At 67.3% G+C, this 22,624-nt stretch carries 22 protein-coding genes; 7 read left to right on the top strand and 15 right to left on the bottom strand.

The features are described 5' to 3' along the window. Positions 1–37 precede the first annotated feature (37 nt). From mltB to KZ491_RS08485, 7 genes are all read left to right on the top strand, one after another. On the top strand, positions 38–1,192 hold the full coding sequence (mltB, locus tag KZ491_RS08515) for a lytic murein transglycosylase B (protein ID WP_222565381.1): 1,155 nt from the start codon (positions 38–40) through the stop codon (positions 1,190–1,192). Then, entirely contained in the window at positions 1,189–2,553 is a 1,365-nt protein-coding gene (locus KZ491_RS08510; protein WP_222565380.1) for a septal ring lytic transglycosylase RlpA family protein, read from the top strand. The genes mltB and KZ491_RS08510 overlap by 4 nt, the downstream gene beginning before the upstream one ends. A gap of 61 nt (positions 2,554–2,614) precedes the next feature. After that, the gene (locus tag KZ491_RS08505) at positions 2,615–3,859 is read left to right on the top strand and encodes a D-alanyl-D-alanine carboxypeptidase family protein (RefSeq protein WP_222565379.1); all 1,245 of its coding nucleotides are present in this window, start codon (positions 2,615–2,617) and stop codon (positions 3,857–3,859) included. A 36-nt stretch (positions 3,860–3,895) separates the two neighbouring features. After that, on the top strand, positions 3,896–4,174 hold the full coding sequence (locus KZ491_RS08500; RefSeq protein WP_222565378.1) for a DUF493 family protein: 279 nt from the start codon (positions 3,896–3,898) through the stop codon (positions 4,172–4,174). A 14-nt stretch (positions 4,175–4,188) separates the two neighbouring features. Continuing rightward, the gene (gene lipB / locus KZ491_RS08495) at positions 4,189–4,911 is read left to right on the top strand and encodes a lipoyl(octanoyl) transferase LipB (protein ID WP_425493130.1); all 723 of its coding nucleotides are present in this window, start codon (positions 4,189–4,191) and stop codon (positions 4,909–4,911) included. A 32-nt stretch (positions 4,912–4,943) separates the two neighbouring features. Then, the gene (gene lipA / locus KZ491_RS08490) at positions 4,944–5,957 is read left to right on the top strand and encodes a lipoyl synthase (RefSeq protein ID WP_222565376.1); all 1,014 of its coding nucleotides are present in this window, start codon (positions 4,944–4,946) and stop codon (positions 5,955–5,957) included. A 275-nt stretch (positions 5,958–6,232) separates the two neighbouring features. Further along, a complete protein-coding gene (locus KZ491_RS08485) occupies positions 6,233–8,476 on the top strand; it encodes a carboxy terminal-processing peptidase (protein ID WP_222565375.1) in 2,244 nt (747 codons plus the stop codon). A gap of 46 nt (positions 8,477–8,522) precedes the next feature. Here the strand turns inward: KZ491_RS08485 and KZ491_RS08480 are convergent, their stop codons facing one another. From KZ491_RS08480 to KZ491_RS08410, 15 genes are all read right to left on the bottom strand, one after another. Then, positions 8,523–9,833, bottom strand: coding sequence for an ABC transporter permease (locus KZ491_RS08480; RefSeq protein WP_222565374.1), 1,311 nt, complete (start codon positions 9,831–9,833; stop codon positions 8,523–8,525). A 58-nt stretch (positions 9,834–9,891) separates the two neighbouring features. Beyond that, positions 9,892–11,049 carry an ABC transporter permease gene (locus tag KZ491_RS08475; protein ID WP_222565373.1) on the bottom strand — a complete coding sequence of 386 codons (1,158 nt, stop codon included), beginning with the start codon at positions 11,047–11,049 and terminating at the stop codon, positions 9,892–9,894. Between the two features lie 7 nt (positions 11,050–11,056). Continuing rightward, the gene (locus KZ491_RS08470; protein ID WP_222565372.1) at positions 11,057–11,749 is read right to left on the bottom strand and encodes an ABC transporter ATP-binding protein; all 693 of its coding nucleotides are present in this window, start codon (positions 11,747–11,749) and stop codon (positions 11,057–11,059) included. After that, positions 11,746–12,972, bottom strand: a complete 1,227-nt coding sequence (locus KZ491_RS08465) for an efflux RND transporter periplasmic adaptor subunit (protein ID WP_222565371.1) — start codon at positions 12,970–12,972, stop codon at positions 11,746–11,748. The genes KZ491_RS08470 and KZ491_RS08465 overlap by 4 nt, the downstream gene beginning before the upstream one ends. Positions 12,973–13,107: 135 nt before the next feature. After that, a complete protein-coding gene (locus KZ491_RS08460; protein ID WP_222565370.1) occupies positions 13,108–13,407 on the bottom strand; it encodes a winged helix-turn-helix domain-containing protein in 300 nt (99 codons plus the stop codon). Continuing rightward, positions 13,404–13,976, bottom strand: a complete 573-nt coding sequence (locus KZ491_RS08455; RefSeq protein ID WP_222565369.1) for a hypothetical protein — start codon at positions 13,974–13,976, stop codon at positions 13,404–13,406. Before KZ491_RS08455 ends, KZ491_RS08460 begins: the two co-directional genes overlap by 4 nt. A gap of 117 nt (positions 13,977–14,093) precedes the next feature. Then, the gene (locus KZ491_RS08450) at positions 14,094–14,651 is read right to left on the bottom strand and encodes a cytochrome b (protein WP_222565368.1); all 558 of its coding nucleotides are present in this window, start codon (positions 14,649–14,651) and stop codon (positions 14,094–14,096) included. Further along, positions 14,648–15,748, bottom strand: coding sequence for a catalase family peroxidase (locus KZ491_RS08445; RefSeq protein WP_222565552.1), 1,101 nt, complete (start codon positions 15,746–15,748; stop codon positions 14,648–14,650). Before KZ491_RS08445 ends, KZ491_RS08450 begins: the two co-directional genes overlap by 4 nt. Before the next feature lie 99 nt (positions 15,749–15,847). Further along, positions 15,848–17,221, bottom strand: a complete 1,374-nt coding sequence (locus KZ491_RS08440) for a leucyl aminopeptidase family protein (protein WP_222565367.1) — start codon at positions 17,219–17,221, stop codon at positions 15,848–15,850. Continuing rightward, positions 17,218–17,949, bottom strand: a complete 732-nt coding sequence (locus tag KZ491_RS08435) for an HAD family hydrolase (RefSeq protein ID WP_222565366.1) — start codon at positions 17,947–17,949, stop codon at positions 17,218–17,220. Before KZ491_RS08435 ends, KZ491_RS08440 begins: the two co-directional genes overlap by 4 nt. A gap of 58 nt (positions 17,950–18,007) precedes the next feature. Continuing rightward, complete coding sequence (locus tag KZ491_RS08430; RefSeq protein ID WP_222565365.1) at positions 18,008–19,174, bottom strand: AI-2E family transporter; 1,167 nt, start codon at positions 19,172–19,174, stop codon at positions 18,008–18,010. A gap of 2 nt (positions 19,175–19,176) precedes the next feature. Further along, the gene (locus KZ491_RS08425) at positions 19,177–19,665 is read right to left on the bottom strand and encodes a hypothetical protein (protein ID WP_222565364.1); all 489 of its coding nucleotides are present in this window, start codon (positions 19,663–19,665) and stop codon (positions 19,177–19,179) included. Between the two features lie 103 nt (positions 19,666–19,768). After that, positions 19,769–20,320 carry a phage holin family protein gene (locus KZ491_RS08420; RefSeq protein ID WP_222565363.1) on the bottom strand — a complete coding sequence of 184 codons (552 nt, stop codon included), beginning with the start codon at positions 20,318–20,320 and terminating at the stop codon, positions 19,769–19,771. A 9-nt stretch (positions 20,321–20,329) separates the two neighbouring features. After that, entirely contained in the window at positions 20,330–20,719 is a 390-nt protein-coding gene (locus tag KZ491_RS08415) for a hypothetical protein (RefSeq protein WP_222565362.1), read from the bottom strand. A gap of 29 nt (positions 20,720–20,748) precedes the next feature. Next, entirely contained in the window at positions 20,749–22,209 is a 1,461-nt protein-coding gene (locus KZ491_RS08410) for a Do family serine endopeptidase (RefSeq protein ID WP_222565551.1), read from the bottom strand. Between the last annotated feature and the right edge of the window lie 415 nt (positions 22,210–22,624).

The following is a 22,624-nucleotide window of genomic DNA, read 5'->3' as shown; positions in this document are numbered from 1 at the left end:
GTTCAGGCATTTGCGAACAAGTGATAACCTCATCCCAATGAGCCGAACCCTTTCCAGCCGCGCCCTGTTATGTGCGCTCCCGTTCGCCCTGGTCGCCTGCGCCACGCCGGTCCAGCCCACTGAAAAGCCGTCCGCTGCACCGACGATCCTGGTGCCCGACGAGAGCACGCCGCCGAAGCAGCCAAGCCAGCCGGTGGTGTCCAATGCGCGGGCGCTTTCGGTCGCGGTGCCCGAGTTCATCCGGACCACGTCGGCCAAGTACGACATCGATGCCGCCTACATCACTTCCGTGATGGCGAAGGCGCAGATGCGCGAGGGCATCATCAACGCGATGTCGCGCCCTGCCGAAGCCAAGCCGTGGAAAGACTACCGGCCGATTTTCATCACCCAGCAACGAATCAGCGCAGGCAAGGCGTTCCTGGCCAAGCACCGCGCCGCACTGGACAAGGTCGAAGCGCAGTATGGGGTCCCGGCCGAGATCATCGTCGCCATCATCGGTGTGGAAACCAGCTACGGCGGCAACACCGGCAGTTATCCGGTGGTGGATGCCCTCTACACGCTGGCGTTTGCCTATCCGCGGACCAACGAGCCGGGTCGGATTGAACGCGAGAACAACCGCGAGCAGTTCTTCCGCGACGAGCTCGCGCAGCTGTTCGCCATGGGCAAGGAAAACGGCTTCGACGTGACCACGCTGAAGGGCAGCTATGCCGGGGCGATGGGTTGGGGCCAGTTCATGCCGTCCAGCTACCGCGACTACGCCGTGGACGGCGATGGCGACGGCAAGGTGGACCTGTTCAACAACCTGGATGACGTGTTCGCCTCGGTGGCCAATTACTTCGTCAAGAAGGGCGGCTGGAAGCGGGGCGAGCCGATCGTCTCGCGGGCGGTGCGGGCCAAGGGCGCCGCCGCGTTCGAGCCGGAGGGGCTGGAGCCGCGCTACACCCTGGAGCAGCTCGCTGCCCGCGGCTACAAGCCCAGAACCGCCCCGCCGGGCGCCGGCAACGCCACCCTGCTCAACCTGGACGGCGTGAACGGGCCGGAGTACTGGCTGGGCTACCAGAACTTCTACGCCATCACCCGCTACAACATCTCCAAGCATTACGCGATGGCGGTGTACCAGCTCTCCGAGGCGATCGCGGGGCGCGAGAATCCTCTCGCGGCTGTTCCGGCCAGTGGCCGTCCGGGCGCATGAAACGGCTGCTGGCGGCCACCCTTGTCCTCGGCCTGGCCGCCTGCGCCAGCGGCCCCGGCAAGAAGTCCGATCCTCCCGCTGAGAAGGCCGGCACGGCCAAGGCACCGGGCCACACCGCGCGGGGCAAGTCTCCGTATCCGCCGGCGCAGGAGGACCTGTCCAAGCGCGGCCACTACACCGCAGGTGGTCTTTACGCGCCGCACATCAAGGACTCCGCCCCGGACATCGACATCGACGTGTCGCTGATCCCCGAGCCGGAGGTCGTCGCCGAACCGCGATCGGCCTACGGCAACCGCCCGACCTATTCGGTGCTGGGAAAGAGCTACCAGGTCCTGGACGACACCAAGGGTTTCGTCGAGCGCGGCACGGCCTCCTATTACGGCAACAAGTTCCACGGCCGGCGCACCTCCAACATGGAGGTCTACGACATGTACGCGTTTACGGCCGCCCACAAGTCGCTGCCGCTGCCCAGCTTTGCCCGGATCACCAATCTGGACAACGGCCGCTCGGTGGTGGTCCGTGTCAACGACCGTGGCCCGTTCCATGACGGACGGGTGGTGGACCTGAGCTACGCCGCAGCGGTGAAGCTGGGCGTCCACCCGGCCGGGACCGGCCGGGTCGAGGTGCGTGCCCTGCAGCCGGGCGAGTCGCCGCCAACCGAATTCGCAGCCACGTCGAAGCCGGTTGGCCCGGCTGCTGCGACGGCGACGGCCGCCCGCACCCGCGCCAAGCCAGCTGCCACTACGCGCGTGCCCACCACCTCGCTGGATTCGCTCGTCGCCAAGCTGCCGGCCGCTGCGCCCACCAACGCTGCGCCGGTGGCCGTTGCCCCGGCCCTCCCCGTCGCGGCCAAGGACGGGGTGGAAGACTGGCGTTTCCAGATGAGCCGCGACGGCCGGGCGATGACCGCCGATGATTTCGATGCGTGGCTGGCCGAGCGCCACATCAGCATCGTTGGCGGCCGCGTGGTCAGGGACGCTCCGGAGGCGGTAAAGGCCCCGGCAGCGGCGAGTGCGGCCAAAGCCACGACTGCCGTTGCAACCACTGTGGCGCCCACGGCAGCCACCGTTCGACCACCTGCTCCTGCAGCCGCCGCCACCGCCGGAGTCATCCAGGCCAGCGAGGTTGGCGAAGGCGTGGTGCTGCAGGTCGGCAGCTTCACCGCGCGCGACAATGCCGACCGCGCATTGGCCACCTTGCGCGGCGCCGGCATTGCCGCGGCCAACCTGCACGACGGCATGGCCAACGGACGCCAGGTATGGCGCGTGCGGGTCGGTCCGCTGGAAGCAACGGCCGCCAACGGCCTGGCCAGCCGCATCGCCGGCCTCGGCTTCGGCACGCCGCAACGCGTCAAAGAATAGTTTCGCTTCCTTCCCGACATCGATACCCGTCGGCCCCGTGCCGACCCGGAGCAGTTCAACAATGAAGTCCCCCGCCGCCTACCGCGCACTCGGCATCGCCGCGCTCACCACATTCGCTTTCGGCGTCGCCTTCGCCCAGACCCCGGCCCCACAGCCCACCCCGCAACCGACTCCCCATGCGCAGGCTGCCGAACAGGCGCCGGCCAGCGAGGCGCTGCCCGTACCGCCGCCGCCGGCCATCGTGGGCACCGCATGGATCCTGATGGATGCGGCCAGCGGCAATGTCCTGGCCGGCGAGAACATCGACCAGCCGTTGGAGCCGGCCAGCATCACCAAGGTGATGACCAGCTACGTCATCGCCGCCGAAATGGCCGGTGGCAAGATCAAGCAGACCGACCAGGTGATGATGACCGAGAACGCCTGGCGCAAGGGCGGGGCGGGTACGGACGGCAGCTACTCCGGCTTCCAGGTCAACCAGACCGCACCGCTGCTGGAGATGGAAAAAGGCATGGTGGTCCAGTCCGGCAACGATGCCGCGATCGCCTTGGCCGAGCACGTCGCCGGCAGCGAATCCGCCTTTGCCGCATTGATGAACCAGTACGCCAAGCGCCTGGGCATGAAGAATTCCCACTTCGCCAACGCGACCGGTCTGCCCGACGAGGGGCACCTGTCCTCGGCGCACGACCTGGCCCTGCTCGGCATCGCCCTCTCGCGCGACTTCCCCGAGACCTACTCCTACAACAAGATCAAGGAATTCACGGTCGGACCGATCACCCAGCCAAACCGCAACGTGCTGCTGTGGCGCGACAGCACCGTGGACGGGATCAAGACCGGGCACACCTCCGGCGCCGGCTACTGCCTGATGGCCTCGGCCAAGCGTGACGAGCAGCGGCTGGTGTCGGTCGTGCTCGGCTCCACCTCGGAAAAGCAGCGCGCCAGTGACAGCCAGGCGCTGCTCAACTGGGGTTTCCGCTTCTACGAGACCCACAAGCTGTACGACGGCAACACCGAGGTGGCGACCCACAAGCTGTGGAAGGGCGCCGTGGACACGCTGGAGCTGGGTCTCGCCGAGCCGCTGCTGGTCACCGTGCCACGCGGCCGTTACGAGCAACTGAAGCCGACCATCGACGTGCCGGCCACGTTGGTCGCCCCGATCGAGAAAGGCCAGGCCATCGGCACCGTGAAAGTGATGCTCGATAGCGAGGTCGTCGCCGAGCGTCCGTTGGTTGCACTGCAGGCGGTCGAGCGCGCAGGCTTCTTCAAGCGGTTGTGGCACGAGCTGCTGATGTGGTGGAAATCGACCTGATCCGCTGATCCAGCGGCCCGCTGATCGAGTTGAAGCATGGAACTGACATCCGACAATCCCGAACACGGCTTCCAGTTTCCCGGTGAGTTCGAGCTCAGCGCGATGGGCGCCGCCGACGCCGGGCTGGAGACGGAGCTGCCGCAGCGACTCATCGATGGCGGCATCGATGTGCTGACCGAGCGGATCGACTGGAAGCACTCCAGCAACCGCCGCTACGTGTCGGTGCGCCTGACCTTCCGTGCCGACAGCCGGGAGCAGTACGACTTTGCCCACCAGTTGCTGCGCGACCATCCGGAAGTGAAGTGGACGCTGTAGCACCCACTGCGAGCATCTCCGAGCCTGACCCCGGGCTCGCACCGGACGCACCCGCAACACCGCAGGCGGGCGCCGCCGCGCGACCGTTGCCGAACGCCCTTCTGCGCGACCTGGGTAGGCAGCCGTATGAGCCGGTCTGGCGCGCAATGCAGGACTTCACCGATCGCCGCTCCGCGGACACGGCCGATGAGCTGTGGCTGGTCGAGCATGATCCGGTGTTCACCCTGGGCCAGGCCGGGCGGACCGAACACGTCCTCGCGCCCGGCGACATTCCCGTGATCCAGGTCGACCGCGGCGGTCAGGTGACCTACCACGGCCCCGGCCAGCTGGTGCTGTATCCGCTGCTGGACCTGCGCCGGGTCAGGATCGGCGTGCGCGAGTACGTGTCGCGGGTCGAGCAGGCGGTCATCGACACCCTGGGCGATTGGAACATCGAGGCCACGCGCCGCGACGGTGCGCCCGGCGTCTACGTCGCAGGAGCGAAGATTGCCGCGCTCGGCATCCGCGTCCGCCGTGGCTGCACGTTCCATGGCCTGGCCTTCAACATCGACATGGACCTGTCCCCGTACACGCGCATCAACCCCTGTGGTTACGCCGGTATGCGGGTGACCTCGATGGTAGACTTGGGCGGTCCCTCGGGGCTGCAGGCAGTCAAGCCGGCGCTGGTCGAACACCTCGCCGCGCAGTTTGGCCTGAAGGTCGACGAGGCCCCGCCGCCGTCCCTGCCCACGCTCTGACCGGCGCCCCGCATCCACGTTCCGGATTGTCCATGAGCGATAGCGTCAGCAAGTCCATCCCCCTCGCGATTGTCGGTGGCGACGCCCCCGCGCCCCTGCAACCGGGCGTGAAACAACTGGCCGGCGACAAGATCGGCCGCTCGCCGGTGCAGTTTGCCGACGCACCGGTGCTGCGCAAGCCATCCTGGATCCGGGTACGCATCCCGTCCGGCAACGCGGTGGCCAAGCTCAAGGAAAAGTTGCGCGCGAACCGGCTGGTCACGGTCTGCGAAGAAGCCAGTTGCCCCAACATTCACGAGTGCTTCGGCCACGGCACCGCGACGTTCATGATTTTGGGCGAGGTCTGCACCCGCCGCTGCAGTTTCTGCGATGTGGCCCACGGCCGCCCCAAGCCACCCGATGCGTCCGAGCCGTCCAATCTGGCTCGCACTGTCGCCGACATGGGCCTGAAGTACGTGGTGGTGACCTCGGTGGACCGCGACGACTTGCGTGACGGCGGCGCTGGCCATTTCGTGGAGTGCATCGCCGCGATCCGCGCGCAGAGCCCGGGTACCCGGATCGAGATCCTGACCCCGGACTTCCGTGGCAAGGGCCGTATGGAGCGCGCGCTGGAGATCCTCGCGGCCAACCCGCCGGACGTGTTCAACCACAACCTGGAAACGGTGCCCGAGCTGTATCGCAACGTCCGCCCGGGCGCCGACTACCAGTGGTCCCTGACCCTGTTGCAGAAGTTCAAGGCCCAGCATTCCGACGTGGTGACCAAGTCGGGGATCATGCTGGGGCTTGGCGAGGAGCGCGAACAGGTCGAGCAGACCCTGCGCGACCTGCGCGCCCACGATGTGGACATGATCACCATTGGCCAGTACCTGCAGCCCAGCGCCCACCACCATCCGGTGATGCGTTACTGGACCCCGGAGGAGTACAAGCACTTCGAGACGTTCGGGCTGGCTCTGGGCTTTACCCACGTCGCGTCCGGTCCGCTGGTGCGCTCCTCCTACCACGCCGACCGCAGTGCTGCGGAGGCTGGTCTGGCCGTTTCCGCCTGAGCGGACGCACCTGCCCGTCGTCCCGGGATGCGGTGGTGCGCAGCGCGGATGGTGCATCCGCCGCGTTGCTGTATGCGTACACGATCTTCGCACCAGCCTGTCTAGACTTCGGCGGCATCAGCTGTCGCCAGGGTTTCGCTGACCTTGCCTTAACGGCGTGACAGCGCCGGCAACTTTCGGCACTGTCAGGGAGTCAAAGCTGCCAGCAATCTGAATTTCCCGTACTGCGCCAGTCCGTTGCACCCCCTTCACTGTCGGCCTCCAGCCTCAATTCCATGATCGCCAAGACCCCCCTGCTTGCCCTGCTGTTGACCGCCCCGTTGGCGCTGCTGGCGCGTGCCGACAATGCACCCGTGGTCTCGCCAACCTCTGTGGAGACACCGGCCACCGTATCGCGCACTACCAGCAGCAAGCCCGCGGTCCTGCCCAGTGGCCCCACGGCCGACCAGGCCACCGCGGCCAAGCTGGTGTATGGCCTGCTTTCCGACAGCCGTTATGCCTACCGGCCGCGGCCGCTGGACGACGCGCTCTCGGTCGACATCTACAAGCGCTATCTGGAAGCGCTGGACGGCGGCAAGCAGTTTTTTACCCGCGCGGACATCGACGACTTCGACCGCTACAAGACCCGTCTGGATGACGCGATCAAGAGCGGCAAGCTGGAGCCGGGCTATGCCATCTTCGCGCTGTACCGCGATCGCGTGAACGAGCGCATCCGCTACGCCCGCGAACTGCTCAAGCAGGACATTTTCGATTTCAGCGGCGATGAGCAATTCCACTACGACCGCAAGAAAGCCCCGTGGGCGGCCGATACGGCCGAACTGGACGAGCTGTGGAAGCAGTCGGTCCGCAACGACTGGCTGCGCCTGAAGCTTGCCGGAAAAGAGTCCAAGGACATCGCCAAGACGCTGGACAAGCGCTACTCCAACCTGGCCGACAACGTCGCCCAGCTGGAGGGCCAGGACGTGTTCCAGACCTTCCTCAACAGCTACACCAACGCGATCGACCCGCACACCAGCTACTTCACCCCGCGTTCGGCGGAAAACTTCAACCTGTCCATGTCGCTGTCGCTGGAAGGCATTGGCGCGGTGCTGCAGAAGCAGGACGACATCGTCGCGATCCGCGAGATCGTGCCGGGTGGGCCGGCCGACAAGTCCGGCGTGCTCGCCCCCGGCGACCGCGTCGTGGCGGTGGGGCAGGGCACCAGCGGCACCATGGAAGACGTGATTGGTTGGCGCATCGACAACGTGGTGGAGAAGATCCGCGGGCCCAAGGATTCCAAGGTTCGCCTGGACGTGGTGCCCGCCAGCGCGGGGCTGGACAGCGAGCCGGTGCGGGTGGTGATCACCCGCGACAAGGTGCGCCTGGAAGACCAGGCCGCCAAGTCCAAGGTGCTGGAGATTCCCGGCATTGGCGATGCACCGGCCAAGCACGTGGGTGTGATCGAGCTGCCCGGCTTCTACCAGGACTTCGAGGGCCGCCGCCTCAACAACGGCGATTACGCCTCGGCCACCCGCGACGTCGCCAAGCTGTTGGTGGACATGAAGAAGCAGGGCGTCGACGGCGTCGTGCTGGACCTGCGCAACAACGGCGGTGGCTCGCTGAACGAGGCGATTGAACTGACCGGCCTGTTCATCGACCAGGGCCCGGTGGTGCAGGTGCGCGAGTCCGGTGGTCGGGTCACGGTCAACGGCGATGACGATCCGGGCGTGGCCTGGGATGGGCCGCTGGCAGTGCTGGTCAACCGCGGTTCGGCGTCGGCGTCGGAGATCTTCGCCGGTGCGATCCAGGACTACGGCCGCGGACTTGTCATCGGCGAGAACACCTTCGGCAAGGGCACGGTGCAGAACCTGGTCGATCTGGATCGCTGGCCGGGTGGCGAGGAGGAGCGCTTCGGCCAGGTCAAGTTGACCGTCGCCCAGTTCTTCCTGCCCGGCGGCAGCTCGACCCAGAACAAGGGCGTGGTGCCCGATATCCAGTTCCCGGCCTCCGTGGACGCGAGCGAGTACGGCGAGAGCACCTACGACAACGCCCTGCCATGGACCCGTATCGCCGCGGTGCCGCACAAGGTTTACGGCGACTTCAGCCACATCCTGGGAACCCTGGACAAGCTGCACGCGGCCCGGGTCGCCAACAATCTGGAGTTCCAGTGGTGGCGTGAGGACGTGGCGAGGTTCCGTGAGGAGTCGGCGAAGACCACGATCTCGCTCAACGAAGCCGAGCGCCGCCGCGAGCGCGATGCCAGCGAGGCGCGCCGCAAGAAGCGTCAGGAAACCCGCGAGGAGTTGGGGCTGGCGCTGGACCCGCTGGCGTTGATCTCCGCCGACGACGGACTGACCGCCAACGAGCGCGACATCGTCCAGGACGCGGCACGCGAGAAGGCCGCCGAGGATCGTCCGGATCCGTTGCTGCAGGAGTCCGCGGCCATCCTCGCCGATGCGATCCACCTGCTCGCCAACGACCGCAAGCTCTCGGCGCTGGTATTGCCCGTCTCGACCCGCGCCGGGCACTGGGCTGACTGAGGCTCAACTTCCCACTTAGCGGGCACCCGAGGGTGCCCGCGTTGTTTCAGGCATCACGCAACGCGACCGTCACCGGCAACCGCGCCGCGCGGAGAGCCGGAAACAGACCGCCAACCAGACCGATGCCCAGCGCCCATTTCAAACCGGTCCACAGCAACTGCGGCGAGACCTTGAACTGGAACACCACCTGGCTGAAGTTGTTGCCCAGCGTGGACACCGTGTAGCCATTGAAGATCGCCCAGGCGATCAACCCGCCCAGAACGCCGCCCAGCAGTGCCAGCAGCATCGTTTCCAGCATGACCGCGAGCACGACCGGCAGGCTGCGGAATCCGATCGCGCGCATCGTTGCGATCTCCCGCGCACGTCCCGCCACCGCGGCGTACATCGTATTGAGTGCGCCGAACACCGCGCCCACCGCCATGATCGCGCCAATCACCGTGCCCAGGACATTGATCAGGGTGCTGAGCTGGCCGGATTGCTTGCGGTAATAGCTGCGCGTGGTCTCCACATCGAGCTTCAGTCGCGGGTCGGCATCCATTGCCGCCTTGAGGCGCTGGAACCCGTCGGTGCCGTCGGTACGCACAGTGATGGATTGGTAGGCATTGCGACGGTAGGTCGAGGCGATCGTCTGGGCATCGCCCCACAGCTCCGAGTCGTAGGCGTCCCCGGAGGCGAACTTGCCCACCACCGTCCACTGCTGGTTGGCGAATTCCAGCGTGCTGCCCACTTCCAGCCCTAGGAACTGCGACTGCGCGCCCTGACCGACCACCAGCTCCTGTAGCCCCGGCTGGAACTTGCGGCCTTCCACCAGGCGCACACCCGGGCGCACCTGCCAGGCTTCCTCGCCGACGCCGCGCAGCTGCGCGTTGGAGTCGCTGCCGTCGGAGCGCGCCTTCAGCGCGACCACCTGCGAGAGTTCGGCGGTCAGCAGCGGTTTGCCCTGCCCGTCGCGGGCGATGCCGGGCAGGCTGGAGACGAGTGGTACCTGGTCGCGCAGGATCACCGAGTTGGTTTCCGCCTGGGAACCGCCGCGCAGGATGATCGCCGTGTCGTCGCTGCCGGTGGCCTGCAGGGTCGCCTTGAAGCCTTCGCCCATCGCCAGCATCGCCACCAGCACGCCGACCACACCGGCGATGCCGACGATGATCACCGAGCAGGCGCCCCAACGCTGCGGCAGGCTGGCAATGCCGATCCGCGTGGCGGCAAGGGACAGGCGACCGTTGCGGGTCAGGCTCACCCACGCGGCCAGCGCGACCGCCAGGGCGAGCAGGCCCCACCACGGCAACACGATCCACGCCGCCAGTCCGACCACCAGCAGCACGATGGTGAGCAGGTTCCACAACCGGTGCTTGTTCATGGCGCGTGCCCCGGATTGCTTGCGCATCGGTCGGCGGAGCGATCGTCAGTCCGCATCGTCATCGGCCCGCCAGCGCATCGACGATCTTCAGGCGCTTGGCGCGCAGCGCCGGCAGCAGACCCACCACCACGCCGATGGCGACCATCAATCCGATCCCGACCAGCCAGGTCTGCGCCGGCACCTGCGGCAGGCCGATCATCCCACCGCTGGCGGCGGAGATGCCCGGCATCGCCAGTGCCGCCAGGCTCAGCCCGCTCAGCCCGCCGATCGCCACCAGCAGTACCGACTCGGCCATCACCAGCCCGAGCATGGTGGAGTCGCGGAAGCCCAGCGTCTTCAGGGTCGCCAGCTCCGGCACCCGCTCGCGCACGGCCTGGGCCATGGTGTTGCCGGTGAGCAGCAGCAGGGTGAAGAACACCGCGCCCATGATGGCGGTGACGATCAGGCCGATGTCGGCGAACTGCTTGGCAAAGGACTGCTGGAACGCGGACTCGGTCTGGCTCTTGGTCTCGTGGTCGGAGTTGGCCGACAGCGCGTCGATGGCCTGTGCGACGCGCGAGGCCTGGTCGGGGTCGGCCAGTTGCACGGTGAAGAAGCTGACCTGGTTCTTGATGTAGTCGTTGGCCTCGTCGAAGTACTTCCAGTGCATCAGCAGTTGCTGCTCGGCGCCGACGTTGTCGCGGTCGCGCGAGCGGTAGATGGCCTCGAGCTGCAGCGGCCAATCGTTGCTGCCGCTGCGGGGGAAGATCGTCGCCTGCAGCGGAATGGTGTCGCCGATCTTCCAGTTGAACTTTTGCGCCAGCGCCTCGCCCACCACCGCACCCGTCTGGTTGTCCTGCCAGGCTTTCAGCTGGTCCGCCGGGATGTCGAAATCCGCGTAGACATCAAAGTAGTTGTCGCCCACCGAGAAGTTGGGGAAGAAGTTCTTCGGGTCCTGGTAGATGCCGCCGAACCACATCGCGTAGGTCGCCTTGCGCACGCCCGGAACGCCCTCGATCTGGTTCAGCAGCCGGATCGGCAGGGTCTGGGTGATCGACAGGCGCGAGGCCACCACCAGCCGGTTCGCACCGTCCACGCTGCCGCCGGAATTGAACGCCACGCGGACCGAATCGAGCATCCCGAACAGCAGGAAGGCGGCGACCACCGACAGCAGCGTCAGCAGGGTGCGGGTCTTGCTGCGCCGCAGTTGGGCCCAGACCAGCCAGAGGTATTTCATCGCCGCCTCAGCGCGCCAGCTCGGGCGCGTCGACCAGCTCGCCCTTGTCGAGGTGGACGGTGTGGGTGGCGTATTCGGCTGCCTTTGGATCGTGGGTGACCATGATGATGGTCTTGCCGTGGTCGCGGTTGAGCGACTGCAGCAGGGTCAGGATCTCCTCGGCGGAATGCCGGTCCAGGTCGCCGGTGGGTTCGTCGCAGATCAGGAAGGTCGGGTCGGACACGATGGCCCGCGCAATCGCGACGCGCTGCTGCTGGCCGCCGGACAGTTCGTTGGGCTTGTGCGAGGTGCGATCGGCCAGGCCCACCAGCTGCAGGGCGATGCCGGCATTGCGCTTGCGCTGCGCCGCCTTGAGCGGTGTCAGCAGCAGCGGCAGCTCGACGTTCTTCTGCGCGGTCAGCATCGGCATCAGGTTGTAGAACTGGAACACGAAGCCGACATGCCGGCTGCGCCAGTTGGCCAGCTGGCCGGCGCTCATGCGGTCGATGCGCTCGCCTTCGATCGAGATCTCGCCACCGGTCGGGGTGTCCAGGCCGCCAATCAGGTTCAGCAGGGTGGTCTTGCCCGAGCCGGACGGTCCCATCAGGGCCACGAAGTCGCCCTCGGCAATGTCCAGATCGATCCCGTGCAGCACCTCGATCTTCTCCGGCCCGCGCTGGTAGGTCTTGGTCAGGTTGCGGAGGCTGACCAGCGGCGTCATGGCGAGGCGTCCTTTGCCAGCCGGACCTTGGCGCCGTCCTTGAGCTCCGTCGGGGGATCCAATACCACGGTCTCGCCGGCCTTCAGTCCCGAAAGCACCTGGCGGTCGCTACCGGTGGCGATGCCGGCTTCCACGGCGCGCTGGGCGACGGTGTCATCGCTGCCCAGCACGAAGGCGATGTCCTTGCCGTCGCGGGTGACCACTGCCGCCGCTGGCACGCGCACTCCCGCCGGTGCTTCCTCGCCGGTCTTGGCCTGCTCCATGAAGCTGACCCGAACACCCATGTCGGGGACGATCCGTGGATCCTTTTCGTCCAGCGCGACACGCACCTTGACCGTCGCCTTGCCACGGTCGGCGGTCGGGATGATCGCGATCACCGAACCGGGAATGCGCCAGTCGGGATAGGCGTTGAGCACAGCCTCGACCGGCATCTTGGGCGTCACCCGGCCGATGTAGGCCTCGCCGACATCGACCTCGACCTCCAGGGAGTCCATGTCGACGATGGTGCCGATGCCGGTGCGGGTGAAGCCGCCGCCCGCCGAGAGTGGCGAGATGATCTCGCCAGGTTGGGCCGCCTTGGCAATGACCACGCCGGTGAAGGGCGCACGCACCACCGTGTTGTCGACGCCGTTGTCGGCGATAGCCAGGCGGTCGGCGGCGACCTGCGCGTTGCGTTGCGCGGTCTGCAGTTGCGAGCGCAAGGCGTCTCGCTCGGCGACGGCCTGGTCGTACTGCGCCGAGGACACCAGCTGTTGCCGCGCCAGAGGCTGCAGACGGGCGGCGTTGGCAGCGGCCTCGCGGGACTGGGCCTGGGCCGCGTCGATCTGGCTGCGCGCCGCGGCGAGCTGGGCGCGCGCCAGGTTCCGCTCGGCATTGGCATCGATCGGGTCCAGCGTGGCCATGATGTCCCCGGCCTCGACCTGCTGGCCCTCCTCAATCATCACCTCGCGCACCTTGCCGGTGATCTTGGACGACACGGTGGCCATGCGGCGGGCAACCACATAGCCGGTGGCGTCGAGCACCGCCGCACTGCCGCTGGACATCGCCACCGCGGGCGCGGTGCGCACCTCGATACCGCCCTGACCGCGCAGGAAGAAACCACCGACGGCGATCACTGCCATCAGCACGGCAGCGGCGGCGAGCCAGGGCCACCGCTTGCGCGGCGGTGGCGGCGCCGTGCGGTCGATCTTGAGCGACTTGAGCAGCTCGGCCGAGTCGGTCATATGCGCCCTTGCAGTGGTGGTCGCCCGAGTGTGACGCGCGACAGGTTCAGTGCCAACCTGCGCCGATAAGTGGGAAGGTGCATCGGCACAGTGCATTTCACCGGGCCGAGGCGGAGTATCGCGACGGTACCTCGGCTAGCCCGCCGCGGTTGCGATCATCGCCTGCAGTGCCGCCAGGTGGCTGTCGAGGGCGTCGCGTCCCGCATCGGTGAGGCGGTACCAGGTGACCGGTTTGCGTTCGACGAAGTCTCGCCGCAGCGCCAGATACCCCGCGTCCTCGAGCTTTCGCAGCTGTGCCCCCAGATTGCCATCGGTGAGCGACAGGCTCTGCTTGAAACGCGCGAAGCTGATCTCGTCGTGGCGTGCCAGCAAGACCCCGATCGCCAGTCGCGCGCGATGTTCGAACGCGCTGTCCAGCCCGTCCAGCGCTTTCATTCCGAATGGGCCGGCGACCGCGAGCGCTGGCTGCTGAAACCGGCCCAGGCCAGCGCAATGGCGACCAGCAGACCGGTGGCGGTCCAGGTGTAGGGCCATGCAAACATCGTCAGCACGACATAAGCCGCCAGCATGAGCAAGCCGGTCCACAGCAGCGGGCGCTCCAGGTGCACGCCGGCCAAGGCATAGGAAATCGCGGCCACCAACATGAAGTTGCCCACCGCGGTCTCAATCGGCGCGCCACGCATCACCGGCAGCCAGCACACCAGGAATGCCGCGCCGGTAACCAGCCAGTGCAGGCCGTGGCGACGCCCGAGTTCCTGATCCACCGAGCCGCTGCGTTTGGTATCCCGTGATGCAAGCCAGATGCTGACCAGCCCGCCGCCGATGCCGAACAGCACCCAAAACGGTGCGGCCAGTTGCGGCGCGAAGTCGGGCAAGGCCCAACCGACAGCGATGATCGCCGCCCACATGAAGTAAATCGACGGGACGCCGGCGCCACGGTCATGCCGGCGCACGGCGCCGACCACATAATCCAGATCCTGTTTGAGCTGATCGGCCTGTTGCATGGTTTTGTTCCTCCGGTTGATGGATTACAAAGTACTCTGGTTTGCAGAGTTGTCAACCAGCGAGGTGGCCAGATATGTCAGCCAGGCGAAGCCTGGACGTCCCGAAGATTCGCTGCTTTATCGGCTCTCGTCGTGACCCGGACCGCCCGCCATGCTGGCGAACACACCGTCGCGCCGCACCCAAGCGTGGTACAGCGCCGCCGACAGGTGCAGCAGCACGGTGGCAAACAGCAGGTACGCCAACAGCCCGTGTGCACCGCGGAGCAGAGCGAACAGCGTCGCCGAATGCGGCAGGATGGCAGGAAGCTCGACGTTGCCGAACATCACGATGGGATAGCCGCCCGCCGACAGCATTCCCCAGCCGATCAGCGGCATCGACAGCATCAGCGCATACAGCACCCAGTGCGAGACAAGGGCGGCGGTCTTCTGGATGGCGGGCAGGTCGGTGGGCAAGGGAGGTGTTCGGTGGGCCAGGCGATTGCCCAGTCGCACAAGTGCCAGCAGCAGGATCGCAATGCCGATCGGCCGGTGCAGCTCGATCAGCATCGGACGCAGGCTCAGCGAGGCGACCATGGTGACCCCGACAAAAAGCATGGTGAGGATCAGGACCGCCATGCTCCAGTGCAGCACGCGTGCCAACAGGTTGAAATGTGCGACGGATGGGCGCGGATTCATGGCGACGCCTCCTGGCCCGTGGCATCGCCGGCCTTGCCGCTGGCGATCTCGCGCTCACGGCGGAAAAAAGACTGCGCGTACACGCCCGAGCGGGCGGCCAGGATCGGGTCATCCGACGCGGCAATGCCGGGGGGCAGGATCAGAGGATCGAAGTTCACATCCCGGCACGGGCCCGTGGCCTGCGGCTGCGTCTGCTCAAGGCTGAGCGTGCCGATCGTGATCTCCCGGCGAGCCTCGGGCCACGGTTGCGATGGATCGTCCAGCGCATCGCCGGCTTCGGGCAGTGTCACAACCATGTCCCAGCGCAGGGGTCCGGTGGCCAGTCGACGCTCGAGCTCCTCGGCGAGGTAGTCTGCGGAAGCCTGCTCGCGCTGCGCCTTGTCCATCTCGACGAAGGGCGCGTGCGGTCGCATCGACCAGCGTACCGGCTGGCGCTCGCCGGCGGCGTTGACGAAGTAGAAGGTGTGGACCCCGTTGTAGTCCGTGTTGGCCCAACTGTCCGACCAGGGCGCGGATTTGGCCCACGCCTGGAAGCGGCGTGCCTGTGGATACTTGGCAAGGAATGCGGCCATTTTCGCCGGGTCGGGCTTGCCGGTCGCCGGATCCGGAATGCCGGCGCGGGTCTGCTCCAGGAACGCCGCCGTCGTTGGCGCGCCGAAGAACGGAAAGCTGTTCATCGCCATCCGCCACTGCTGGCCGTCGTCGGTGCGGAGCAGCAGAGCCATGCTTCGCACGCGTGCTGCGGCGTCGGCGCCATGCGGGTCGCCGCCACCGATCGACATCCTCCCCAACACGGGCACGGCGGCCTGCGAGAATGCCCGCGCACTCGACAGTGCGGCGCCCTCCTCGGTGCCTTGGAAGCTGCCGCTGACGCAGACACCCTTGCTGTGCGCACGTCTGAAGCCGGGATGATTGGCGCCGGTCGCCTCGATGCTGTCGACGAATTCCTGCGAGGTGAGACGGCCGCTGCTGCCGATCCAGCCCGCGGCCCAGGCGAAAGCGCCCGCGCCCACGAGTGCGATGGCAGCGATACCCGCCAATGGCAGCCACGGACCCCGTATCGGTCGCGGGGAAGGAGGGGGAGCGTCGGGCGTCATGGCAGTGTTCGCGGCAGGGGTTGACATGTCATACCCCAAGCTCGCCAGTCGGACTGTGACGAACCCGGGCCGACTTCGCCCGTTGCGCGCGCCGCCGGCTCAGCGCCCGTAGCGCTCCTTGAGCATTGTCCAAGCCGAGCGCAGCGCCAGCGCCTCGCCACCGGCGGGACGCCCGGGGCGGTCTTTGTCGTTCCAGGCGTACACATCCAGATGGGCCCACTTCTGGCCCTCGCTGATAAACCGCTCCAGGTACAGCGCAGCCGTCACCGAGCCGGCCATGCGGGAACCGGCATTGGCGATGTCGGCGATGCTGCTGTCCAGATAGCGCAGGTAAGGGCGCCACAGCGGCATGCGCCAGACCGGATCCCGGGTCGTCTCGCCAGCGTCGAGCCACTGCCGGGCAAGCGTGTCATCGTTGGCGAACAGCGCCGGGAGGTCGGGCCCCAGGGCAACACGGGCGGCGCCGGTAAGGGTGGCGAAATCGATGATCGTGTCGGGGTTCTGCTCGCAGGCATAGGCCAGCGCATCGCACAGCACCAGCCGCCCTTCGGCGTCGGTGTTGTCGACCTCCACCGTGATGCCCTTGCGCGTGGTGATGACGTCGCCGGGGCGGAAGGAATCCGGGCCGACCGCATTCTCCACCGCCGCCATCAGCAGGGTCAGCCGAACCGGCAAGGCCTGCGCCATGACCAGTCCGGCGAGGGCCAAGGCGTGTGCGGCGCCGCCCATGTCCTTCTTCATGTTGCGCATCCCATCGGCGGCCTTCATGTCCAGCCCGCCGGTGTCGAAGCACACGCCCTTGCCCACCAGGGCCAGGTGCGGATGTTCCGGATTGCCCCAGCGCAGGGCGATCAGGCGGGGTGCGCGATGCGAGGCGCGGCCTACGGCGTGGATGGTGGGGAAGTTCTGCTCCAGCAGCGCATCACCGGCAATCACTTCAAGCTCGGCGCCATGGCTTTCAGCCAGGCCGCGCGCGGCATCTTCCAGCTGCTGCGGGCCCATGTCCTCGGTGGGCGTGGTGACCCAGTCGCGCACCCGCAGGCACGCCGCGATGACATCACGCACTTCCTGCGCAGGCGACGCCGCAAGCTCTGCTGGTGCGCGCTTGGGCTTGCGGTAGCGGGAGTAGCGGTAACTGCCCAGGCCCCAGCCCAGCGCCAGGTTGGTGGCGTCCGCCTCGTCCAGCCCTTCGGCGGGCGTCCAGACGGTGCCGGGCGGCAGTGCGAACGGTGCGTGTGCGTAGCAATAGGCGTCGGCGCCGTCGGCCACGCCGATCACGGCACCGGCGATGCTGCCGTCGTCGGCCGACAGCAGCGCCACCGAGCCGGCGCTGGCGTCGAACCCCTGCGCGTCCAGCCACTTGCCATGCGCCGGCGGTTGCGCCGCGCGCCACTGCTCCAGCCGGTCCGGGCTGACGATGTGCAGGGGCAGGGCATCGGTGGTGGTAGCGGTAAAGCCAAGCGGCAGACTCATGGACGGATCGACTCCTTGGAATGCGCTGCGTCGAGCCAGTCGGCCAGCGCGGAAAGTGTGGGAAATTCGAGGTCGGGGTGCGGCCGCGCATCGGGCCAGGCCTGGAACCCGCCGTGCTTGTCAGCGCGGTTGATCCAGCAGGCGCGCAGACCCGCCCGGCGTGCACCGATCACATCCATGTACGGGTCGTCGCCGACGTGCAGGACCTGCTCGCGGGGGACGCCGAGGCGCTCGCAGGCGGCATGGAAGATGCTCGCCTCCGGCTTGGCGGCGCCGTGCTCGCGGGCGCCGAGCTGGAACTGGAACAGGTGCATCAGGCCGATCGTGTCCAGGCAGGCATTGCCGTTGCTGACGGCGGCCAGCGGGACCCGCGCTGCCAGGCGCTCCAGGGCAGCCACGCTGTCCGGGTAGTGCTCGACATCGCAGCGGGCGGCGAAATAGGTGTCGTAGGCAGACTCGGCCAGTTCCACGTCTTCGTCGGCGAGCACCAGCATGCGTTCGATCATCCACTGGCGTTGCGCGGTCATGTCGTGGGCAAGGCGCGGACGCTCGCTGTTGGCCAGCTCACGAAGCCGCTGGCGCTCGCTGGCGGGCCACATCCGGGCGGCACGGGGTGCGTTTTCCGCCATCCACGCCTCCAGTGCGGCCTCCGCACCCACGATGGCCGGCGCGATGGGCCAGATCGTGTCGTCGAGGTCGAGGGTGATGGCGCGGACGGGAAAGCTCACGCAGCCATTCTAGCGGGTGGGGCCTGATGGCCGCGGGTGGCGGCAAGGCGGCAGCCCATCATTCCAGCAGACGGGCCCAACCCTCCAGCCCCTCGATCCGCGACAGGCAGATTTTCACGCAGACCAGCAAGGGCACCGCCAGCAGCAGGCCGACGATTCCCCACAACGAGCCAAACGCCATCAGCGCCATGATCAGCACCAGGGGCGACAGCTGCATCTGCCGGCCCAGGATGACCGGGGTCAGGATCTGTCCCTCCAGCGTGTGCAGCCCGAGGTAGATCCCGGCGGGCACCAGCGACATCCACGCCTCGTCGAAGGCCACGAACCCCATCAGCAACATGATGATGATCCCGATCAACGGCCCGACGTAGGGAGCGAAGTTGAGCACGGCCGCCATGGTTCCCCACAGCAGCGCTTCGGCCAACGGCACGCCGAGCAGATAGAACGAGCCGGCCAGGGCCAGGCCGAGCAGCACGTTGATGATGCTGATGGTCAGGACGTAGCGGGAAATCTCGCGCTCGATGGATTGCATGATCTCCACGGTGACGCGCTTTTGCTGCCGGCTCGGCAACAGCGAGATCGCGTTGCGTTGCAGGTTTTCGCCGTAGACCATGAAGAAAAAGGTCAGCAGGACGACCGCCAGCAGGGATGTCAGCATCATCGGGGTGGTGGTGAGCGACCGGTAGGGATCGTTGACCTCGGTGCGCACCACATCGACTTTCTTGCCATCGCCGGCCTCGGTGGCGCGGGCAATGCTTTCCGCCGCTTCGCTGGCGGCGTGCACCGGCTTGGTCATCTCGCGCAGTTTTGGCGCCAGCCGGCTGAGCTCCTTGGGCACCTGGCGCGTCCACTCGGCGGCGGGCTGGGCCAGCTGGTAACCCAACGTGACGGTGGCCGCCAGACCGCCCAGCAGAACGATCGTCGCACCGAGGACGCGGGGCAGGTGCAGGCGTCGCAGGCCGCGGATGATCGGATTGCCGATCAGGGCAAAGAACATCCCCAGCAGAATGGGCAGGACTACCCCCTGCGCCTTCCAGAGCGTATAGCCCACCGCGAGCGTTGCGAGGAGATTGAGCGCGTGGGACGCCCGCGGACGCACCGGCGAAAGCGGTGGATCTTCCTCGCCGGCAAACGACTCGGGGTCAGCCTGAAAAGTCGACGGGAGCGGCACGGACGGGTCTGCCTGCGTCGGACACGAGCCGGGGTCCGCAGGCCCTGCCGTCATGTTCAGCCGTTGCCCCCGGCCTGGCGCGCCGCGGACGCCAGCCGCTCAAGATAATCCTGCGCCGCACTATCGTTGGCGTCGGGCGGCAACTGGCGTCGCCGACGGCGCGTCGAATCCGCGCTCGCGGCAAGCCCGGGTGCGACGGCCGCGAGCGGCTCGCTGGCGACAGCCGTTCGCCGGGCTTCTTCCTCCCCCGTCTCTACCGCCGCCTCGGCGTCGCCGGCCGCGGAAGCGGCCGTGATCCCGGAAAACAGCGTCATCAGGGTACTGCTGAGTCGCAGCAGGCCACCGCTGCGCGCCACGGTCTGCAGCGGCTCGGCGCGTCCGATCAGGAAGCCGCTCGCCAGGCCGACGACGATGATCCTGCCCGGTGACCACAACGCCCTCCACGAGTCCTTCAGCTGACGCACGTCGGCGCCGACCCGACGCTCGTTTGCCTCCAGTGTGTTCTCGGCCTGATCGACCTTGTTCTTCAACTTCTCGAAATTCATCGTTCTTCCCCTGCACCGTCTCGGTGTTGCAATCCGCACCGCCGAGACCCCGCGAAAGTGAAACCTGCCGACCGTCCGCGGCCCGGGCAACCCGGCAGACCGCTCACGAAGCTGCCTGTTCGGTCGCCGCGCGTTTCGCCTGCTTCACGGCACGTTGCTGATCCGCCTTTGCGGACTCCGCGTCACGCGCGCACTCGGCCGAATCGGGGGACGGCATCACGTCAGACAACTCGCCGATGCCGAGCCGGGCGAGTTGGCGCCGGGTAGCGTCCAGGCGGGTATGCCCGAAGTAGTGCACTGCCGCCCAAGTGGCGATGCCGGCCGCCACCAGGCTCAATGCGGCCGGGATGAGCAGCGAGGCAGTCCAGGTAAGCACGGTCGCACCGTTGAGGAACACGACCAGGGCGCCCATCAGGAACAGCCATGCGGTGGCGCCGCAGATGATCGCCACCCCACTCATCGCCAGGGTTCGGCCCAAGGCACTGCGTGCCAGCGACACATCCGCCGCCACCAGTGCACGCAATGCCTTGGCCGTATCCCCTACTGCGGAGAGGCTGGCCTGACCGGTCTGGCCGATCTGGCGCAGGGCCTCCCGCAGCTCGTCGGCCACGGGTGGGTCGTCCTGACGCCGGTCGTCTTCGCCGTGGCTTTCCATCGCCGCGACTTAGTCGTTGTTGCGGGTGAGCTTGGCAAGCACCCAGCCCGCCGCAAGCGCGGCACCGAAGGCGGCCATCGGGCGCTCGCGGATGAGGTCCGCCGCGCTGTCGATCAGGTCGCGCCCTTTCTCCAGCAACTCATCGGCCTGCTCGCGGGCGGCACCGGCGACGTCACTGGCGGCGGCCTTGCCGGCTGATGCGCTTTCGGCCAGTTCGGACCTGATGCTGGTCTGGCCGGTGCGAAGCTCTTCGCCGGCGGCGCTGGCTGCACCCTTCAACGTCTGGCCGGTGTGCTGCGCCGCCTGCTTCAGATGGCTGCCCACCTCGCCCAGGTTCGACTTCACGGACTGGGTGGGGTTGGTGCCGGGATTGTTGGCGGTGGGGTCGTTCGGATTCATTGATATCGCTCCTGAGGGGGTGTTGGAATTTATTGCATCTGCAGCACACCGCGTTGATTGCCGCGAACGATCTGCAAAACCAACTGTGCCGGAGGCCGTGTGAAGCCCGTGCGGAAGCCGGCCAGATCCTCGAACGCGCCGGCGCTGGATGCGGTTACCACGTCACCCTCGCGCATGCCGCTGGCCGCGGCGCGACTGCCCTGGACCACGGATTCCACCAGCACGCCGGACATGCCAGCCTGGCGCAGGCGCTCCGGCAGTTCGCTGAAGCCGGCTCCCGCAAGCCGCGGGTCCAGGCTGGCTCCGGCCAGCGCACGTGGTTGCTCCTTCAGCGTGGCGGTCAGGCGCAGCGGCTTGCCGTCGCGACGGATGTCCAGCTGCACCTTGCTGCCGATGGCGTGCAGGCCCTCGAAGTTGCGCAACCCGTCGCGGTTGTCGATGCGCTCGCCGTCGGCAGCGATGATCACATCCCCGGACTTCACACCTGCCGCCGCGGCAGCCGAATTCTCATGCACGCGGGTAACCAGCGCGCCGCGCGGATGATCCAGACCCAGTGCCTTGGCCAGGCGAGCGTCCACGTCCTGCGCGTCCAGGCCGAAGGTGCCCCGGCGGACCTCGCCGCTGGTCACCAGTTGCTCCATCACGTTGCGCGCCAGGTTGACCGGAATCGCGAAGCCCAGCCCGATGTTGCCGGCCATGCTGCCGCGCGGGTTGAAGCTGGCGGTATTGATGCCGACCAGCTGGCCGTCCAGGTTGACCAGCGCGCCGCCCGAGTTGCCCGGATTGATCGAGGCATCGGTCTGGATGAAGCTCTGGTAGCCGAGCCCGCGCAAGCCGGTGCGGCCGACCGCGGAAACGATGCCTGAGGTGACGGTCTGACCGATACCGAAGGGATTGCCGACCGCGACCACGAAATCGCCGACGCGCAGGTCGCCCGAATCGGCAAACGTCACCTGCTGAAGCCCCTCTGCAGGGATCCGCATCACCGCCACGTCGGTGTCCGGATCGGAGCCGACGAACTCCGCTGCCAGCGTGCGCCCATCGGCCAGGGTGACCGTCACTTCCTCGGCGCCCTCGATCACGTGGTGATTGGTAAGCACGTAACCGCGGCCGGCATCGACGATGACGCCCGATCCCAGCGACTGCTCGATCCGTTCCTGCGGAATGTGCGGGAACATGCGGCGGAAGATCGGGTCGTTGGCGAATGGATTGTTGAGCCGCACGCGCTGCTTGGCCTGCACGCTGACCACCGCCGGGGTGACCCGGGCGAGCATCGGGGCCAGCGATGGCAGCGGCTGCCCGCCGACGGCGGAAGGCAGGGATGCCGTCATCGGTGTGATGGCGGATGCCGCCGGCGCGGTGAGCGGCGCGGCCACGGCAGGCGTCTGCAGGCCGTGCAGGACCACGCCGGCGACCACCCCACCAAAACAGGCCGCGAGCATCAGCATCGCCAGAGTGCGCAGGGAAGGTCGGGAGGAAGTCGGATGCATGCTCATACGCGGTCCGTGGCAGGGGTCAAGGTCAATCAACAAGTCTCGTTCAATCCCGGTAAATCGTCGATGAAAGCGGTTTTCACGTTAGCGCTGCAGGTCGCCCATAACCCCAAAATGGGGTCTTCGCCAGCGTTGACTTGGCCGGGATGGGGCGGTAGCTTTGTTGCCTGTCATGGACACAACATGTTGTGGTCACGGCAGGCAATAAACCCAGCATTTGGGTCTATCGCTCGCCTTCGCCCGTCTTCCAATGAGTGTCAATTCGCGGTGTGACCGGGCTGGGAAGGCCCGCCGGCCGGATCGTCGAGACGACGGATACGATGCTGCCCGCCCCGACATCGCAACCCCACCAATACCGGGTTACCCGGTTCGCATCAGCATTCCGGCCGCAGTCCGCAGCGGCCATCCAGGA

It is taken from the genome of Novilysobacter antarcticus (assembly GCF_019802285.1).
GTDB classification, from domain to species: domain Bacteria; phylum Pseudomonadota; class Gammaproteobacteria; order Xanthomonadales; family Xanthomonadaceae; genus Novilysobacter; species Novilysobacter antarcticus.
The sequence above is the reverse complement of the archived record's forward strand: the minus strand, read 5'-3'. Positions and strand labels throughout refer to the sequence as shown.

Bases quoted from the DNA above. Each gene is read 5' to 3' on its own strand.
- KZ491_RS08440 (WP_222565367.1), bottom strand. From the start codon at position 17,221: ATGAGTCTGCCGCTTGGCTTTACCGCTACCACCACCGATGCCCTGCCC.
- KZ491_RS08485 (WP_222565375.1), top strand. From the start codon at position 6,233: ATGATCGCCAAGACCCCCCTGCTTGCCCTGCTGTTGACCGCCCCGTTG.
- KZ491_RS08465 (WP_222565371.1), bottom strand. From the start codon at position 12,972: ATGACCGACTCGGCCGAGCTGCTCAAGTCGCTCAAGATCGACCGCACG.
- mltB (WP_222565381.1), top strand. From the start codon at position 38: ATGAGCCGAACCCTTTCCAGCCGCGCCCTGTTATGTGCGCTCCCGTTC.
- KZ491_RS08410 (WP_222565551.1), bottom strand. From the start codon at position 22,209: ATGCATCCGACTTCCTCCCGACCTTCCCTGCGCACTCTGGCGATGCTG.
- KZ491_RS08505 (WP_222565379.1), top strand. From the start codon at position 2,615: ATGAAGTCCCCCGCCGCCTACCGCGCACTCGGCATCGCCGCGCTCACC.
- KZ491_RS08460 (WP_222565370.1), bottom strand. From the start codon at position 13,407: ATGAAAGCGCTGGACGGGCTGGACAGCGCGTTCGAACATCGCGCGCGA.
- KZ491_RS08470 (WP_222565372.1), bottom strand. From the start codon at position 11,749: ATGACGCCGCTGGTCAGCCTCCGCAACCTGACCAAGACCTACCAGCGC.
- lipA (WP_222565376.1), top strand. From the start codon at position 4,944: ATGAGCGATAGCGTCAGCAAGTCCATCCCCCTCGCGATTGTCGGTGGC.
- KZ491_RS08425 (WP_222565364.1), bottom strand. From the start codon at position 19,665: ATGAATTTCGAGAAGTTGAAGAACAAGGTCGATCAGGCCGAGAACACA.
- KZ491_RS08415 (WP_222565362.1), bottom strand. From the start codon at position 20,719: ATGAATCCGAACGACCCCACCGCCAACAATCCCGGCACCAACCCCACC.
- KZ491_RS08475 (WP_222565373.1), bottom strand. From the start codon at position 11,049: ATGAAATACCTCTGGCTGGTCTGGGCCCAACTGCGGCGCAGCAAGACC.
- KZ491_RS08510 (WP_222565380.1), top strand. From the start codon at position 1,189: ATGAAACGGCTGCTGGCGGCCACCCTTGTCCTCGGCCTGGCCGCCTGC.
- KZ491_RS08430 (WP_222565365.1), bottom strand. From the start codon at position 19,174: ATGACGGCAGGGCCTGCGGACCCCGGCTCGTGTCCGACGCAGGCAGAC.
- KZ491_RS08445 (WP_222565552.1), bottom strand. From the start codon at position 15,748: ATGACGCCCGACGCTCCCCCTCCTTCCCCGCGACCGATACGGGGTCCG.
- KZ491_RS08480 (WP_222565374.1), bottom strand. From the start codon at position 9,833: ATGAACAAGCACCGGTTGTGGAACCTGCTCACCATCGTGCTGCTGGTG.
- KZ491_RS08455 (WP_222565369.1), bottom strand. From the start codon at position 13,976: ATGCAACAGGCCGATCAGCTCAAACAGGATCTGGATTATGTGGTCGGC.
- KZ491_RS08450 (WP_222565368.1), bottom strand. From the start codon at position 14,651: ATGAATCCGCGCCCATCCGTCGCACATTTCAACCTGTTGGCACGCGTG.
- KZ491_RS08500 (WP_222565378.1), top strand. From the start codon at position 3,896: ATGGAACTGACATCCGACAATCCCGAACACGGCTTCCAGTTTCCCGGT.
- KZ491_RS08420 (WP_222565363.1), bottom strand. From the start codon at position 20,320: ATGGAAAGCCACGGCGAAGACGACCGGCGTCAGGACGACCCACCCGTG.